Source organism: Shimia thalassica, from assembly GCF_001458215.1.
Taxonomy (GTDB): domain Bacteria; phylum Pseudomonadota; class Alphaproteobacteria; order Rhodobacterales; family Rhodobacteraceae; genus Shimia; species Shimia thalassica.
Map to the genome: position 1 here is coordinate 171,316 of NZ_CYTW01000007.1, position 15,001 is coordinate 186,316.

16 protein-coding genes are annotated in these 15,001 nt (G+C 55.6%); 8 read left to right on the plus strand and 8 right to left on the minus strand.

What is annotated here, in order from left to right; all coding sequences use genetic code 11:
• Window positions 1–50 precede the first annotated feature (50 nt).
• The gene (gene map, locus PH7735_RS19810) at window positions 51–857 is read right to left on the minus strand and encodes a type I methionyl aminopeptidase (RefSeq protein WP_058313164.1); all 807 of its coding nucleotides are present in this window, start codon (window positions 855–857) and stop codon (window positions 51–53) included.
• Window positions 858–965: 108 nt separating this feature from the next.
• Window positions 966–1,670: a DNA/RNA nuclease SfsA gene (gene sfsA / locus PH7735_RS19815; RefSeq protein ID WP_058313165.1), complete on the minus strand. Its 705-nt coding sequence runs from the start codon at window positions 1,668–1,670 to the stop codon at window positions 966–968.
• A 46-nt stretch (window positions 1,671–1,716) separates the two neighbouring features.
• Here sfsA and PH7735_RS19820 point away from each other — a divergent pair, with 46 nt between their 5' ends.
• The 4 genes from PH7735_RS19820 (at window position 1,717) to PH7735_RS19835 (ending at window position 4,692) form a co-directional block, all read left to right on the plus strand.
• Window positions 1,717–2,436 (plus strand): competence/damage-inducible protein A, encoded by a 720-nt coding sequence (locus tag PH7735_RS19820; protein ID WP_058313210.1) that lies wholly within the window; start codon window positions 1,717–1,719, stop codon window positions 2,434–2,436.
• Window positions 2,433–3,161 (plus strand): GNAT family N-acetyltransferase, encoded by a 729-nt coding sequence (locus PH7735_RS19825; protein ID WP_058313166.1) that lies wholly within the window; start codon window positions 2,433–2,435, stop codon window positions 3,159–3,161. Before PH7735_RS19820 ends, PH7735_RS19825 begins: the two co-directional genes overlap by 4 nt.
• Before the next feature lie 11 nt (window positions 3,162–3,172).
• Window positions 3,173–3,745, plus strand: a complete 573-nt coding sequence (locus PH7735_RS19830; protein WP_058313167.1) for a peroxidase-related enzyme — start codon at window positions 3,173–3,175, stop codon at window positions 3,743–3,745.
• Window positions 3,746–3,807: 62 nt separating this feature from the next.
• Window positions 3,808–4,692 (plus strand): OmpA family protein, encoded by an 885-nt coding sequence (locus tag PH7735_RS19835; RefSeq protein WP_058313168.1) that lies wholly within the window; start codon window positions 3,808–3,810, stop codon window positions 4,690–4,692.
• 81 nt (window positions 4,693–4,773) lie between these two features.
• Here PH7735_RS19835 and PH7735_RS19840 read toward each other — a convergent pair whose 3' ends face one another.
• The 4 genes from PH7735_RS19840 to PH7735_RS19855 all read right to left on the minus strand — a co-directional run bounded on the left by PH7735_RS19840 (window position 4,774) and on the right by PH7735_RS19855 (window position 9,281).
• A complete protein-coding gene (locus tag PH7735_RS19840) occupies window positions 4,774–5,679 on the minus strand; it encodes a LysR family transcriptional regulator (RefSeq protein WP_058313169.1) in 906 nt (301 codons plus the stop codon).
• Between the two features lie 143 nt (window positions 5,680–5,822).
• Complete coding sequence (locus tag PH7735_RS19845) at window positions 5,823–6,731, minus strand: AEC family transporter (protein WP_058313170.1); 909 nt, start codon at window positions 6,729–6,731, stop codon at window positions 5,823–5,825.
• A gap of 129 nt (window positions 6,732–6,860) precedes the next feature.
• The gene (locus PH7735_RS19850) at window positions 6,861–8,888 is read right to left on the minus strand and encodes an NADPH-dependent 2,4-dienoyl-CoA reductase (RefSeq protein WP_058313171.1); all 2,028 of its coding nucleotides are present in this window, start codon (window positions 8,886–8,888) and stop codon (window positions 6,861–6,863) included.
• 78 nt (window positions 8,889–8,966) lie between these two features.
• Entirely contained in the window at window positions 8,967–9,281 is a 315-nt protein-coding gene (locus PH7735_RS19855; protein WP_058313172.1) for a hypothetical protein, read from the minus strand.
• A 112-nt stretch (window positions 9,282–9,393) separates the two neighbouring features.
• Here PH7735_RS19855 and PH7735_RS19860 point away from each other — a divergent pair, with 112 nt between their 5' ends.
• Entirely contained in the window at window positions 9,394–10,152 is a 759-nt protein-coding gene (locus PH7735_RS19860) for an SDR family oxidoreductase (RefSeq protein ID WP_058313173.1), read from the plus strand.
• A 27-nt stretch (window positions 10,153–10,179) separates the two neighbouring features.
• Here the strand turns inward: PH7735_RS19860 and PH7735_RS19865 are convergent, their stop codons facing one another.
• A complete protein-coding gene (locus tag PH7735_RS19865) occupies window positions 10,180–10,557 on the minus strand; it encodes a hypothetical protein (protein ID WP_058313174.1) in 378 nt (125 codons plus the stop codon).
• Window positions 10,558–10,578: 21 nt separating this feature from the next.
• Window positions 10,579–11,352: a DUF6478 family protein gene (locus PH7735_RS19870; RefSeq protein ID WP_058313175.1), complete on the minus strand. Its 774-nt coding sequence runs from the start codon at window positions 11,350–11,352 to the stop codon at window positions 10,579–10,581.
• Between the two features lie 390 nt (window positions 11,353–11,742).
• On the opposite strand from PH7735_RS19870, the gene PH7735_RS19875 reads away from it, so the two are divergent.
• The 3 genes from PH7735_RS19875 to PH7735_RS19885 all read left to right on the plus strand — a co-directional run bounded on the left by PH7735_RS19875 (window position 11,743) and on the right by PH7735_RS19885 (window position 14,849).
• A complete protein-coding gene (locus PH7735_RS19875) occupies window positions 11,743–12,432 on the plus strand; it encodes a CPBP family intramembrane glutamic endopeptidase (protein WP_158503277.1) in 690 nt (229 codons plus the stop codon).
• 75 nt (window positions 12,433–12,507) lie between these two features.
• Window positions 12,508–13,458, plus strand: a complete 951-nt coding sequence (gene accD / locus PH7735_RS19880) for an acetyl-CoA carboxylase, carboxyltransferase subunit beta (RefSeq protein ID WP_058313177.1) — start codon at window positions 12,508–12,510, stop codon at window positions 13,456–13,458.
• Between the two features lie 119 nt (window positions 13,459–13,577).
• Window positions 13,578–14,849, plus strand: a complete 1,272-nt coding sequence (locus tag PH7735_RS19885; RefSeq protein ID WP_058313178.1) for a bifunctional folylpolyglutamate synthase/dihydrofolate synthase — start codon at window positions 13,578–13,580, stop codon at window positions 14,847–14,849.
• Window positions 14,850–15,001 lie beyond the last annotated feature (152 nt).

The following is a 15,001-nucleotide window of genomic DNA, read 5'->3' on the forward strand; positions in this document are numbered from 1 at the left end:
CGGACGAACGGCTGATTTCCATGTTCGCAAGGCACCACAAGGTTTCGGGCTTAGCCGTAGGTCGGGTGGAACTTCCCACTGGGCGACAATGTGAAAATCTCGACGCCATTTGCTGTCACGCCGACCGAATGTTCAAATTGTGCCGACAGGGACTTATCGCGGGTCACTGCGGTCCAGTCGTCTGCAAGAACCTTGGTTTCAGGCCGTCCCAGATTCACCATCGGCTCGATGGTAAAGAACATACCTTCTTCCAGAACAGAGCCTGATCCCTGACGACCATAGTGCAAGACATTGGGGGGGGCGTGAAACACCTGGCCAAGTCCATGTCCACAAAAGTCGCGAACAACCGACATGCGGTGGGCTTCGACAAAGGTTTGGATCGCGTGACCAATGTCGCCAAAGGTATTGCCAGGCTTGACCGCATCAATGCCCAGCATCAACGCATCATGAGTAACCTGGATCAGACGCTCTGCCTTGCGGTTCAGTTTGCCCGCAACATACATGCGGCTTGTGTCGCCAAACCAGCCGTCAACAATCACCGTGACATCGATATTCAGGATGTCGCCGTCCTTGAGCTTTTTGTCGCCGGGAATACCGTGACACACAACGTGGTTCACCGAGATACAGCTGGCGTGTTTGTAGCCACGATATCCAATCGTCGCAGATTTGGCGCCGGCAGCGTCAACTTTTTCTTCGATCAACCGGTCGATTTCACCGGTGGACTGACCGGGGAAAACATGTTCCGCGATTTCATCCAAAATACGGGCAGCCAATTCGCCGGCTTTATGCATTCCTGCAAAATCCGCGTCCTGATAAATTCTGATCCCGTCGCGAGTCTGGCGGCCCTTGCCGATCATCTGCCCGATACTCCAATGCAATTCTTCGCAAACTACTTAAGCGTCTTTTGCGAAAGACGCCAGAGGTATGGAAAGACTTGCCTGTCCGACGCCACCTGCGATGGGCGGTTAACGCTTGAATGCGAGGCGCTGGCCGATATCGATGCCGTCCGGCGAAATCTTGCAGTCATAGGCCAAAACCTCGACACCAGCACGCAACGCGTCGTCAAAATGGGCGGCATACTGCGGGTCGATGTCGTCGGCCAGTGTGACAAGCTCTGCATCCGTGCGCTGGACAAGATAAAGCATCATGGCGCGGTGGCCTTGCGTCACCATCTGCTGCAATTCAGCAAGATGTTTTGCGCCGCGTTTTGTGACGCTGTCTGGAAATTCGGCCAGACCCGCGCGACGCGACAGCGTGACGCTTTTGACTTCGACATAGAGATCAGGTTTCCCGTCTTCTGAAAGCAGAAAATCTATCCGACTGTTTTCACCGTACTTTACCTCGGGACGTACCGAGGAATATTCGGCGAGCTCTGGCATCTCGCGCGCGAGCAAGACAGCTTTCAACGCGCGGTTTGGCACCGAGGTATCAACACCTGTGAAATGTCCGTTTTCATGGTCAACCAGACGCCACCCATATTTGAGCTTTTTCTTGGGATCATCATTTGGTTCAAGCCAAATCCGGCTTCCCGGTTCGGCCAATCCCATCATGCTGCCGGGGTTGGCGCAATGGGCGGTAATCTCGCGTCCGTCTTCCAGTCGGGCATCAGCAAGAAACCGTTTGTAGCGGCGGATTAGCACGGCGGGAATAAGAGGGGTTTGAAAGCGCATGGGCACAGGCCTATACCTGCTAGTGAAGGCTGACAAGGAGAAGACCATGCCAAACCCAACTGCAGCAATGCTGGTTATTGGAGATGAAATCCTGTCAGGGCGCACACGCGATTCAAATATGCATTTTCTGGCTGGTGAATTGACCAAACACGGGGTTGATTTGGCCGAAGTGCGCATGGTCGCCGATGATCCGGATGCCATTGTTAAGGCGCTGCGCGCTTTGTCCAAGGCGTTTGACCACGTTTTCACCAGCGGAGGGATCGGCCCGACGCATGATGATATCACCGCCGATTGCGTCGCGGCGGCCTTTGGTCAGTCGATCGATGTACGCGATGATGCCTATGCGTTGCTGAATGCCTATTACACGGCCGAGGGGCGGGAATTTAACGCGGCGCGGATGCGGATGGCGCGCATTCCCGAAAAGGCGACGCTGATCGATAATCCGGTGTCCATCGCGCCGGGCTTTGTTGTTGAGAACGTGTATGTCATGGCGGGCGTGCCATCAGTGTTCCAGGCCATGGTGGCCAGCGTTTTGCCTGACATCACCGGCGGCGCGCCTTTGTTGTCGCAATCTTTGACGCTTCATCGTGGCGAAGGGGATCTGGCGGGGCCACTTGGAGATTTGGCAAAGGAATTCAGCGATCTTTCTATCGGTTCGTACCCGTTTCAAAAGAACGGGGCCTTTGGCGCGAATATCGTGATCCGTGGCACCGAAGGCGCGCGGATTGATGCGGCTATGACCAAGCTTGCGGAGATGTTCGCATGACCCTGCCAAACGCAGAAAAAATGTATGAGGTCGTAGACGCGACCTGGCCCGCGGCGGGTACATCCGAGTGCGGCCCTTTTTTGATCCGTGAAGGGAAGGGCGGCGGCAAACGCGTGTCCGCTGCTACGGCCATTGGCGCGTTTGAGGACGAGGATATTGCCTCGGCCGAGCAAGCGTTGCGCGCCTTGGGCCAAACCCCGTTGTTTCAGATCCGTGAAGGTGATGATGCACTAGATACCGCGCTTGAAAAACGCGGTTACACCGTGATTGATCCGGTGATCATGTATGCTGCTCTTGCAGAGGATATCGCCACGGAACTGCCTCCGCGCACGGCCGCTATTGCGGCGTGGGAACCTTTGGCGATGATGCGCGAGATTTGGGCTAAAGGCGGTATCGGTCCGGAACGTATCGAGGTCATGATGCGTGCGAAGGACCCGAAAACAGGGTTCATTTCCCGCTGGCAGGACAAGCCCGCCGGAAGCAGCTTTTGTGCCATGCACGATGGAATCAGCATGGTGCATGCCGTTGAAATTGTACCATTTCAAAGACGTATGGGCGTTGGGCGCTGGTTGATGCGCCGAGCGGCTTATTGGACCTTAGAAAATGGCGGGCACACGCTTGCGGTGATCTGCACCGAACAGAACGCAGCGGCAAATGGTTTATATGCTTCCCTCGGAATGCATGTTGTGGGACGGTACCACTATCGCATTTTGCAAGACGACTGAGAGGGAGAATAATGAGCCAGTCCGATTTGCCCACGGCGTTGAATTTACCGCCGATGGAGCCGTTGCCCGAAGCAACCCAAAAGTACTTTGATATCTGTCAGGAAAAACTTGGCATGGTGCCGAATGTTCTGCGCACCTATGCCTTTGATATTGAAAAGCTGAATTCCTTTACCGCCATGTACAACGATCTGATGCTTGCCGACAGCGGTCTGAGCAAGCTCGAGCGCGAGATGATCGCCGTTGTTGTGTCGTCGATTAACAAGTGTTTCTATTGCTTGACGGCACATGGTGCCGCCGTTCGTGAACTGTCGGGCGATCCCGAGCTGGGCGAGCTGATGGTGATGAATTACAAAGCAGCCCGTCTTGATGCGCGACAGCGCGCGATGCTCGACTTTGCCGAAAAGATCACAAAAGAAAGCAGCGCAACCGGTGAAGAAGACCGACAAGCGCTGCGGGATGTCGGATTTTCGGATCGAGACATTTTTGACATCGCGAGCGTGACCGGATTTTTCAACATGACGAACCGTGTTGCTTCGGCGGCTGACATGCGGCCAAACCCCGAGTATCACGCGCAATTCCGGTGAAGAAACTAGCGGTCATAGGGGCTTTTCTATGGCCGCATTTCGGGTTCGCATTTGAGCCCGCGTTGCCCGATGCAACTGTGCAATTGGCGGATAAAACCACTGCTGACATGACCTATGCCTTGCCGGTGGGTGTGGCCGAGAATGATCAGGTGCCAACGCTAAAGCTGCGGGGGCAGGTAGAGCAACAAAGCTGGCGCATTGACGAAGGTGGAACCTCGCCACGTGCGGTGATGGAAACCCTGCGCACGCAGGTGATCGAGCAAGGGTATGAGATTATGCTGGACTGCCCTGCCCAGACCTGCGGCGGTTTTGGGTTTCGGTATGCCATCGATGTTCTTACGCCTCCGGACATGTTTGTTGATCTTGCACATTTCCATTTTTTGAGCGCGATCAAAGGTGAGGGGGAAGACCGCAAAGGTCTCGCCATACTAACAAGTCGCACCGCATTGGCCGGAATGGTTCAGATCACTGAAATCACATCAGGCGGGGTGGCAACAAGTGATCGCGAAAGCCCCCAAACCGAGACTGTTCGCCCTGTGCAACGGCCTGCTCCTGAAACGGCGCAGACCACCGATTTGATTTCAGAGCTACAGACATCAGGTCATGCCGTTCTTGAGGACCTTGTTTTTGAAACGGGCGCTTCTGCTCTTGGCGAAGCCGAATTTGCTTCTTTGACGCGTCTGGCAACATGGCTGCGCGAGACCCCTGAAATTCGGGTGGCTCTTGTCGGGCATACCGACAACACCGGTGCGGCAGAAACAAATCTGGCGGTGTCTCAGGGGCGTGCGGATGCGGTTCTACAGCGTCTGACGGATGTGCTGGAGGTGCCTGCGGCACAGCTCGAGGCGCGGGGTCTTGGTTATTTTGCGCCGGTCACATCAAACAAAACGCCCCAAGGGCGCGATCTGAACCGCCGTGTTGAAGTGGTCGTTGTATCTACACCCTAGCATCGAACATGAAAAAGGCCCGGGGCTGCAACCCGGGCCAAGTTTGCTTTCAATTGGAAAGCTCAGGGAAAACTCTGAAAATTACCAGTCTGTCGGACCTTTGTCGGCAAACGAATGGACCAGAAAGTCAATGAATGCGCGGACTTTTGGCTGTGTGAAGCGTCCGGGTGGATAGACGGCATAGATGCCTTGCGTTTCGGTCGGAAGATCGGGAATGGCATCTTCCACGAGACCTTGCTCGAGAGCGTCTGCATAAAGGAAGCTGGGCAGATACGCGATACCAAGACCCGCAACAGCCGCGTTCAGCAACGATTGTCCGTCATTCACGCTGAGCCAGCCTGCGGTGCGCACCTGACGCTTTTCTCCGGACGGTGCAGTCAGTTTCCAGACGGCGCCGTTGGATTGGCTCGAATAGTGCAAAAGCTTGTGTTCGTTCAGGTCATCGATTTTTTCGGGACGACCATATTTCTCGAAATATTCCGGGCTGGCGATCATGCGTTTTGTCGTTTCGGTCAGCTTGCGTGCCCGAAGGGTGCTGTCTTCCAGTTCACCAATTCGGATGGCCATGTCAAAGCCTTCCGAAATCAGTTCAACATAGCGGTTGTTTAGCACCATGTTGACGGTGATGTCGGGAAACTCGGAAAGGAATTCGCCCAAGACAGGGGACAGGTGGTTCACCCCGAAATCCGTTGCAACGCTGATCCGCAACAGCCCTGAAGGGGCCGATTGCATTGATGTGACAAGGGCGTCTGCCTCACCTGCATCATTCAGAACGCGACGTGCGCGGTCATAGTAGGCCAGGCCAATCTCGGTCGGGCTCACCCGCCGCGTGGTTCGGTTCAAAAGGCGGGCGCCTAGGCGAGCCTCAAGCGAAGACACGTGTTTCGAAACCGCCGATTTCGAAATCCCCATCTTCTTGGCCGCGTCTGTAAATCCACCTTGGTCCACTACGGTGGCAAAGGCTTCCATTTCGGTCAGGCGATCCATCTTTTCACTACCTCACATCTCGTTTTCAAGAATGAGTTATTGACGCCAAATTAGGCAGAAGCTGGGCGGTGCTCAGACAATATCTAGGTTTTGTGTGGGATCGTTTGCGTCATGGAAACAGCGAAACAGTGGGTTTCCATGCGTTAAAAGACGACTTCAATGAGAGTGATCCACAATGGCAATGTTGCCGCCCCGAGCAATGTAGACTGGGCGACCAGCGTTGCAGACAACTCGCGGTCGGCACCGAACCCGGCGGCCAATACATGCGACGCCGAAGCCGTCGGCATTGAGGCGAACAGGGTTAACGTTGTTGCCAGAACGGGATCAGTGCCCAGAAACCAGCATGTGGTCATTGTCAGAGCAGGCAGGACCACAAGCTTTGTTGTGCAGAGAATGCCGCTGAACCGGTCCAGCTTTGCAAGAGCGCCCCAGTTCATAGTGGCCCCCACCGAAATCAGGGCCACCGGAATGGCGGCTTGGGCAATCATCTCGAACGGGGCCAGCAATGGCGCCGGAATGGTGATCCCGCTGAGACCAACCAGAACCCCAGAGACCGATGCAATCAGAAAGGGGTTTGTGGCCACTTTCTTGAGAGTTTGCCAGATACTCCCGTTGCCGCGGGACAAGGCCGACACCGCAAAGACATTCGCTACCGGAATTGCCATGCCAACGGCGACGGCCAGTTCGCCGATGGGCGGGCTGCTCAACGTGGTAACCGCGACAAACGCCAAGGCGGTATTGAAACGCCACGCTGTTTGCCATGCACCGGCAAAGTCCAAAAACCGCTCCGGGCCAAATCGTCTTGCGGTATATCCGACAATAAGCCCTGTTGCCAGAATGGCCCAGACCGCTGGCCCGATCCGTAGAATATCGCCAACGTTGATCGGGCGCTGGGACGCTGCGACAAAGATCAGTGTCGGAAACAGGATTTCGAAATTCAGCTTGTCCAGACCTTGCCATGCGTTGACCGACAGACGGTTTCGCACAAGGCCACCAAGGATAACCATCAGGAAACTGGGCAGCAGCCCAAGAAGAATCGACACAAAGACCATATGCCCATCTAGGCACATCCGCGTGGACCCTCAATTCAGAAACCGACCAAACACGGTCGGTTTCCAAAGTCTTTTACATCAGATGGCCACAACCCGGAAAACGACTTGTGGCGCATGACACTGACCGTATCAGAGGCTGGCGGCCAGACGGGTGCCTTGGTTGATCGCGCGTTTGGCATCCAGTTCCGCCGCAACATCCGCGCCACCGATCACGTGGCACGATACGCCTTTTTCTTCCAGCGCATCAGCCAAAGAACGATCCGGCAACTGGCCCGCACAGATCACGATGTTGTCCACTTCGATCACTTGCGGGTTTTCACGGGCCTCTCCAAAGGAAATGTGCAAACCGGCGTCGTCAATCTTTTCATAGTTTACGCCACCCAGCATGTTGACGTTCTTCATCTTGAGCGCCGCACGGTGAATCCAGCCGGTCGTCTTGCCCAAACCTTTGCCCAGTGCTTTGGCTTTGCGCTGCATCAACGTGACTTCGCGGGCGGGAGCTTCGGGTTGCGGCCCTTCGGGGGCCAGACCGCCGCGAACGACCTCTGGATCTGACACGCCCCATTCTTTCATCCATTCCGGTAGGTTTTCGGTCAGGCTTTCACCTTCGTGAACAAGAAACTCGGAGACATCAAATCCGATGCCGCCTGCGCCGATTACAGCGACCCGTTTACCGACAGGTTTCTTGTCTCGCAATACATCAAGATAGCTGAGAACCTCGGGACGGTCGCTGCCGGGGATGCCGGGATCGCGCGGAACGATGCCGGTCGAGATGATGACATCGTCAAACCCTGTCAGATCATCTGCCCGTACTTCGGTGTTCAGGCGCACCTCAATACCTTCGGCTGCCACCATGGTTTCGTACCAATCGACCAATCCCCAGAATTCTTCTTTGCCAGGGATCTGTTTGGCCACGTTCAACTGCCCTCCGAGCTTGTCGGCGCGATCGAACAACGTCACCTTGTGACCACGCTGCGCGGCGGTGATCGCGGTCGACAGACCCGCCGGACCGGCGCCAACAACCGCTACTGTCTTTTGCGTGCCGGCAGGCACAACCGTCAGTTCGGTTTCGTGACAGGCGCGTGGGTTCACAAGACAAGAGGTCAGCTTTCCGCCAAAGGTGTGGTCAAGGCAGGCTTGGTTACAGCCAATACAGGGCGCGATTTCGGCGCCACGCCCCTCGGCGGCCTTGTTCACAAAGTCCGCATCCGCAAGGAACGGGCGGGCCATGGAAACCATATCGGCGCATCCTTCGGCCAGAACGTCTTCGGCAACCTCGGGCGTGTTGATACGGTTCGAGGTGATGACCGGAATTCCGACCTTGCCCATCAGTTTTTTGGTTACCCATGCAAACGCACGACGCGGAACCGAGGTCGCAATCGTGGGAATGCGGGCTTCATGCCATCCGATACCGGTATTGATGATGGTCGCCCCGGCCTCTTCCACGGCTTGAGCCAGCATGACGACTTCTTCATGTGTCGACCCATTCGGGATCAGGTCGATCATGGACAAGCGATAGATAATGATAAAGTCGTCCCCGACCGCTTCGCGACACCGACGCACCACTTCCACCGGAAGACGCATGCGGTTCTCATAAGAGCCGCCCCATCGGTCTTCGCGTTTGTTCACATGGGTGACCAGAAACTGGTTCAGGAAGTACCCTTCCGAGCCCATGATTTCGACGCCATCGTATCCTGCTTCGCGTGCACGAACGGTCGCGGTGATGAAATCCTGAATTTGCTTCTCGATACCCTCCTCATCCAGTTCCTTTGGCGGGAATGGCGAGATCGGGGATTTGATTGCTGACGAAGACACACATTCAGGGCCATAGGCATAGCGACCCGCGTGCAAGATTTGCATCGCAATCTTGCCGCCCGCGTCATGCACACGATCCGTGATTGTCTTGTGGTTCGCGATATCCTGATCATTGAACAGACCCGCCGCACCCGGAAAAACGCCGCCTTCTTTCGAGGGGGCCATACCGCCGGTGACAATCAGGGCGACGCCGCCTCTGGCGCGCTCGGCATAGAACTCGGCAACGCGGTTCCAGTCTTTGGTCTCTTCAAGTCCGGTATGCATCGAGCCCATAAGCACGCGGTTTTTCAACGTGGTAAAGCCAAGATCAAGTGGTGCCAACAGATGTGGATATTCGGTCATGGGTGCCTCCTCAGATTTGGCTTACCAGATCGTAAAGCCGTTGATTTGTCATGCGAAACGCCGCGTAAAGAATTGGCTTCAGACGTTGCGTAAAACAGAGCCCGCCGCGTTGTCGACGACGAGCGGGGTCTCGAAATAGGTGAAATCGGGGCGATCCCCGTAAATTTCTTCTGCCATATCGCACCATGCGGAATCATGGGCGGCCTTGGCAGCATCAAGTGACGTCCAAAGATAAATGCCGCCGCCCGTATGTGTCGCCGGATCATAGAGATACTGTTTGCGGATCAGATCGCTGTTGGATTGCCAGCGCTGAACAGTCGCCTCGAAGAGTTCGATCACCCGCGCACGCTGCATGTCCTTGGGCAATTTGAACTGTACGATTTCGGTAATCATGTCGTTTTCTCCTCGGGAACAGAAAACACCATGAATCGGGCAACGTCACCGGAAATCGACTGGTGCTGCCCGCGCGTCCTTGGCACACTCTGCACAGATGCAGGAGATATCGATGACGGACTACGGCGTGTTTTCCCTCAAAGGGCGCAAGGCCCTTGTAACAGGATCAAACAGCGGGTTGGGTTTTGAGGCGGCGCGCCTGATGGCCGAAGCAGGTGCAACCGTTTGGGTCAACGGGCGCGATGCGGAAACGACAGGTGCAGCCGTCGAACAGATCCTTTCGCAAGGGGGCAAGGCACGTGCACTTGCGTTTGATGTCTCTGACGAACAGGCCATGACGGCCGCATTCGACAGGATTTCAGAAGATGGCCTCGATATCTTGGTGAACAATGTCGGCATGCGGGACCGTCGCGCCTTGCCCGCGTTTTCGCGCGAAGATGTGCGCCGGTTGATAGACGTCGATCTGGTGTCACCCTTTATGTTGTGCCAGAAGGCCGCGACGCTTATGGGGCAGGGCGGACGGATCGTGAATATCTCTTCGATCGCGGGCATCATCGCCCAAGGTGGAGACGCCGCCTATACAACAGCCAAGGCCGGTATCAATGGCATGACGCGGGCACTGGCAGCCGAGTTGGGACCCTTGGGCATCAACGTAAACGCAATTGCCCCCGGGTTTTTCCGCACCGAACCAAACCGCGAAGCCGCCAATGATCCCGCCATTCAAGCCCGTCTAGAGGCGGCAACGTCGCTGGGGCGCTGGGGGGAACCTGCAGAGCTGGCACCGGCCATTCTGTTTCTCGCATCTCCGGCAGCAAGCTATGTTACAGGACAGGTTTTGGCTGTCGATGGCGGGTACACCACGCATTATTAAGCCAAGACGAAGTGCAGGCTTTGCGAATTAACTGGTTTCGAGACAGTGCCGGCGAAAGGCGCGTTTGAGCATGTCCAGTTCGGCGCGCAAAAGGTCGAGTTCAGCACGGATATCGTCCGCCAGCACTTCGCCGGAAATCATCGTGATCTTGTTCAAAAGCCCGCCGGTTGATTTGTCCACAATCAGGAAGGTCTGAACGCCATCTGCCACAGCTTCGCTCGGGATCGGGATCCGAACAAGCCAACGGTTTTTGGCCGGGTCTTCTTTGAGTTGGACGCCGTGAACGGGATGTTCCATAAACGTGACTTCGATTGATGGCTCGCTTGTCATGCCATCCGCACGTGTCAGTTCACCCTCCCAAACGCCCTCGAAAAGCCGTGTCTTGTTCAGCGTCCATACGCTCATAATCTGCTCTCCTGTCCGGGTTTAGAATTCCGCGCGGGGCCGGCGGCTAAAGGTGACATCTCGCAAGACCACCTGATTCATTTCAGGGCCTTCAAAAATCAGATCGATCCACATCTTTTCGACGCGTTTTTCATTCAGCTTGGAATAGGCCAGATCAAATTCGACCATGATCTCGTCTTCGGTCAATGGCAGTTCGCGGACGATCTGTTCCGTATTCGGGCCATGTTTGATATTCAAACGCGCAAAAATTTCGAGAGGCTTTTCCAGCTCTACAATCGTGTTCATGCGGATTAGATGGTTACGCTTGAGCCCGTCCACGGATTCGAAGGGAAAGTCGATGACCAGTGACAGAAACGATCCGTCGAACCGGAAAACGTCCATCCGCAGACCAAACGGGGCGAGGTCCGCTTCGCGGGTGTTGCGCAACTGGCGCAGGGTCAATTCGGAAACGTGGCAATCGTGAAACAGCGTGACTTCGTCGCCCAGCATTTCCTTGTTTTGCGCCGACGCCAGACCAAACTTGGCCAATGGCTGTCTCCAGAGGGCAGGGCGCCAACTCCAGTCGGTACCATGGGGCTTGGGAAATGAATTTGACCCGATCAAGGGCAACGCAAGGCGGCTTTCCGAGACCGATATCAACGTATTAAGGTGTTGGCGCAGCTTGCGCGCGCGCAAACGTTGACCTTTCAAGGTCGACAGCTGAGTGACTTCGGCGGCACGGGCGGCTCGGGCCCAATACCGACCAAAGGCCTTTTGATACAGATACTGCATCACGCTGGTTTTGCCCTGCCTCATTACCCATTACTCCAACGCTGAATTTGTTTCCGTTATGGAAACAGTTCGCTTGTGCTTTTTCAATTATTTACCGGATTGGTTTGCGCATCACAAACCTGCAATGTGTGGTTAGTGAATATTTTATTCAAATCGTTGCAATGGTTTGGCACATTTGGCACCCATGCGCGGAAACGAGACACTAATCAGGCGGGAATTGTTATGGCAGGCTACAGACTCCACGAAGTTCTTGTTGCGCCTGCGCGACCAACTGCCCAGCTGGGACGCATCATTGGTGGTGTTGTCCTGATTGTGTTTGGCTTCATAGCCTTAAACGTTTTGTTTTTTCAGATAATGCGACTTTTTCCGGGGTGGAGTGATCTGGCGCCGCATCTGTCCGACGGAACGGTACCAATGGCCATTTGGGTTTTGTTGCTCAACTTTGCGCCCCTTCTGCTGTCTCTGGCCATTGTTCTACATGTGCTGCATTCGCGGTCGGTTGTGGCGCTTTTGGGGCCGCGACGGCTTGTTCTGTTCGATACCCGTCGCGTGCTCAGACGTGCCGTCCCGCTGTATCTGGTCATTTTCCTGATTCCTCTGCCTGATGCGTTGGCCGTGGAATGGAATATGTCCCTGTCGGCATGGCTCGTGCTGTTGCCCATTTCTGTGCCCTTGCTGATTCTGCAGGTCACCACAGAAGAGGTCCTGTTTCGCGGTTATCTTCAAAGCCATCTGGCCGCGCGGTTTTCATCGCCGCTGGTGTGGATGCTTGTGCCTTCTGCGCTGTTTGCCTTTCTGCACTATGATCTGGAAACTTTTGGTCCAAATGCCCTGGCGCTTGCGGGGGTGACGGGATTGTTTGCATTGGCGGCTGCGGACCTCACCGCACGTGCCGGAAATCTGGGGCCGGCGCTTGCCTTGCATTTCATCAATAATGTGGTCGCTTTGCTGGTCACCTCGATGGACGGCTATTGGGACGGGCTTGCCTTGTTCACTGTGCCCTATGATCCGTCAAACGTCGAAGCTGTCCAGGCCAGCCTGCCAATCGAGGTGCTTGTTATATTCTGCGGCTGGTTGGTCGCGAGAATTGCAATACGGCGCTGATTGCATTTCCTGACGTAGGGTCTTATCTGACAATAACTGCGAAAATACGCCTCATCGCGAAAAAGGAAGGCACGCATGAACTGGATCACCAATTATGTCCGCCCGCGGATCAACTCGATCTTCTCTCGTCGGGAGACACCAGACAATCTCTGGACGAAATGTGACGAATGCGGAACGATGCTGTTCCACCGCGAGCTTAAGGCAAACCTGAATGTTTGCACGCAATGCGACCATCACATGGCCATCACGCCCCGCGAGCGTTTCGATGCCTTGTTTGACGGTGGTATCTTCACCGAGGTCGACGTGCCTGCGCCATTGGCAGACCCGCTGCATTTCAAGGATCAGAAGAAATACCCTGACCGGATGAAAGCCGCGCAGAAGAACACGGGCGAGTCTGAAGCCATGCTGGTCGCTGAAGGCGAAATCGGCAGGACGCCTGTTGTTGCGGCCTGTCAGGATTTCAGCTTCATGGGCGGTTCCATGGGGATGTATGTCGGTAACGCGATTATCGCTGCGGCGGAACGCGCGGTGCATTTGAAACGCCCGTTGATCCTGTTTTCGGCTGCGGGCGGTGCGCGCATGCAGGAAGGTATCCTGTCCTTGATGCAGATGCCGCGGACCACGGTCGCGGTTCAAATGCTAAAAGAAGCTGGACTGCCTTATATCGTGGTCCTGACGCACCCGACGACGGGTGGGGTAACGGCTTCTTACGCGATGCTGGGCGATGTCCACATTTCCGAACCCAACGCGTTGATCTGTTTTGCCGGCCCTCGTGTGATTGAACAAACCATTCGCGAGAAACTGCCCGAAGGCTTCCAACGTGCCGAATATCTTTTGGATCACGGTATGCTGGACCGCGTCACCAAACGCACCGAAATGCGGGACGAACTGATTACCATCACGCGGATGTTGATGGGGCTGCCACCTGCGGTGAAGGGCGAATTGCCCGCACCCGATCCTGAAGCGCAGCCAGATACAGACGATGCCTCAGATAAGGCGGAAACTGCGACCGAGGCCAAAGAATAACGGCCTTTCGGGGAAAAAATGCAGGATCGTCGGTTTTGATCCATCAAGCGGGGCTTCCGGTGTTTGACCGAGGCCCCGTTCGTGTTTTAGAGCGCTTCAAACCCACAGGCAGGTGACCCATGACCCAAACTTCTGATGCTGTCCTTGCGCGCATGATGGCGCTGCACCCCAAGATTATCGATCTCACGCTGGACCGCGTCTGGCGTTTGCTCGCCGCTTTGGACAATCCTCAGGATCAGATCCCACCCGTGATCCATATTGCCGGAACCAATGGCAAAGGGTCGACACAGGCCATGATCCGCGCTGGTCTCGAAGGGGCGGGGAAATCGGTTCACGCTTATACCTCACCTCATTTGGCACGGTTTCACGAACGTATCCGTTTGGCCGGTGAGTTGATCACCGAGGCCCACCTGACGGACATTCTGGACGAGTGTTATGAAAAGAACGGTGGCATCGATATCACCTATTTCGAAATCACCACCTGTGCGGCTTTTCTGGCCTTTGCGCGCTCGCAGGCAGACTACACATTGATGGAAGTCGGACTGGGCGGGCGACTGGACGCCACGAATGTCTTTGCCAAGCCCGAGCTCACAATCATCACGCCTGTGTCGATTGACCATGAACAGTTTCTTGGAAACACATTGGCCAAAATCGCGGCTGAAAAGGCCGGTATCATCAAACGCGGTGTGCCCTGTATCGTCGGCCCCCAGCAAGACGAAGCCATGGACGTGATTGAGGCCACCGCGCAAAAACTGGGCGCGCCTTTGATTGCCTATGGTCAACACTGGCATGTCTATGAAGAGCGTGGCCGTCTGATTTTTCAGGATGAGCGCGGATTGCTGGACCTGCCCATGCCCGCCCTATTGGGAGAACACCAGATTATGAACGCGGGCGCTGCACTGGCGGCGCTGCGCCAACTGGATATGCAGGAAGAGGCCTTTGAGGCCGCGATGACACAAGCGGAATGGCCCGCGCGTATGCAGCGCATGAAAACCGGTGCTCTGGTCGAAGCCGCTGGCAAAGCCGAACTTTGGCTGGATGGCGGTCACAACGCGGCGGCTGGTGAGGCTTTGGCCAAGGTGTTGTCTACTCTTCCCAAGCGCCCGACCCACATGATTTGCGGGATGCTGAACACCAAGGATGTCACCGGATATCTACGCCCACTGGCGGCGCAGGCAGACAGCCTGATCGGGGTTTCAATCCCCGGAGAGGCGAATACGCTGCCCGCAGAAGAGACCGCCAAAGCAGCGGCAAGCGTCGGTTTGGCCTCGTCCATTGCGGATAGTGTTGAAGATGCCTTGGCCACAATCACGGCAAACGACCCCGAGGCGCGGATCCTGATTTGCGGTTCTTTATATCTCGCAGGCCATATTTTGCGCAAAAACGGCTAAGTGATTCGGGTTTTGCGAATCACCCCATTGACTGATTCGAATCGGCTTGCCTATAGTTGATCAAGTTATCCTCATCCCCGCGGACAAGAAAAATCAAACGGGATGATGTTGGAATTCACGGACAGGCAGGCAGTAAAAACGGGGGGTGCAGG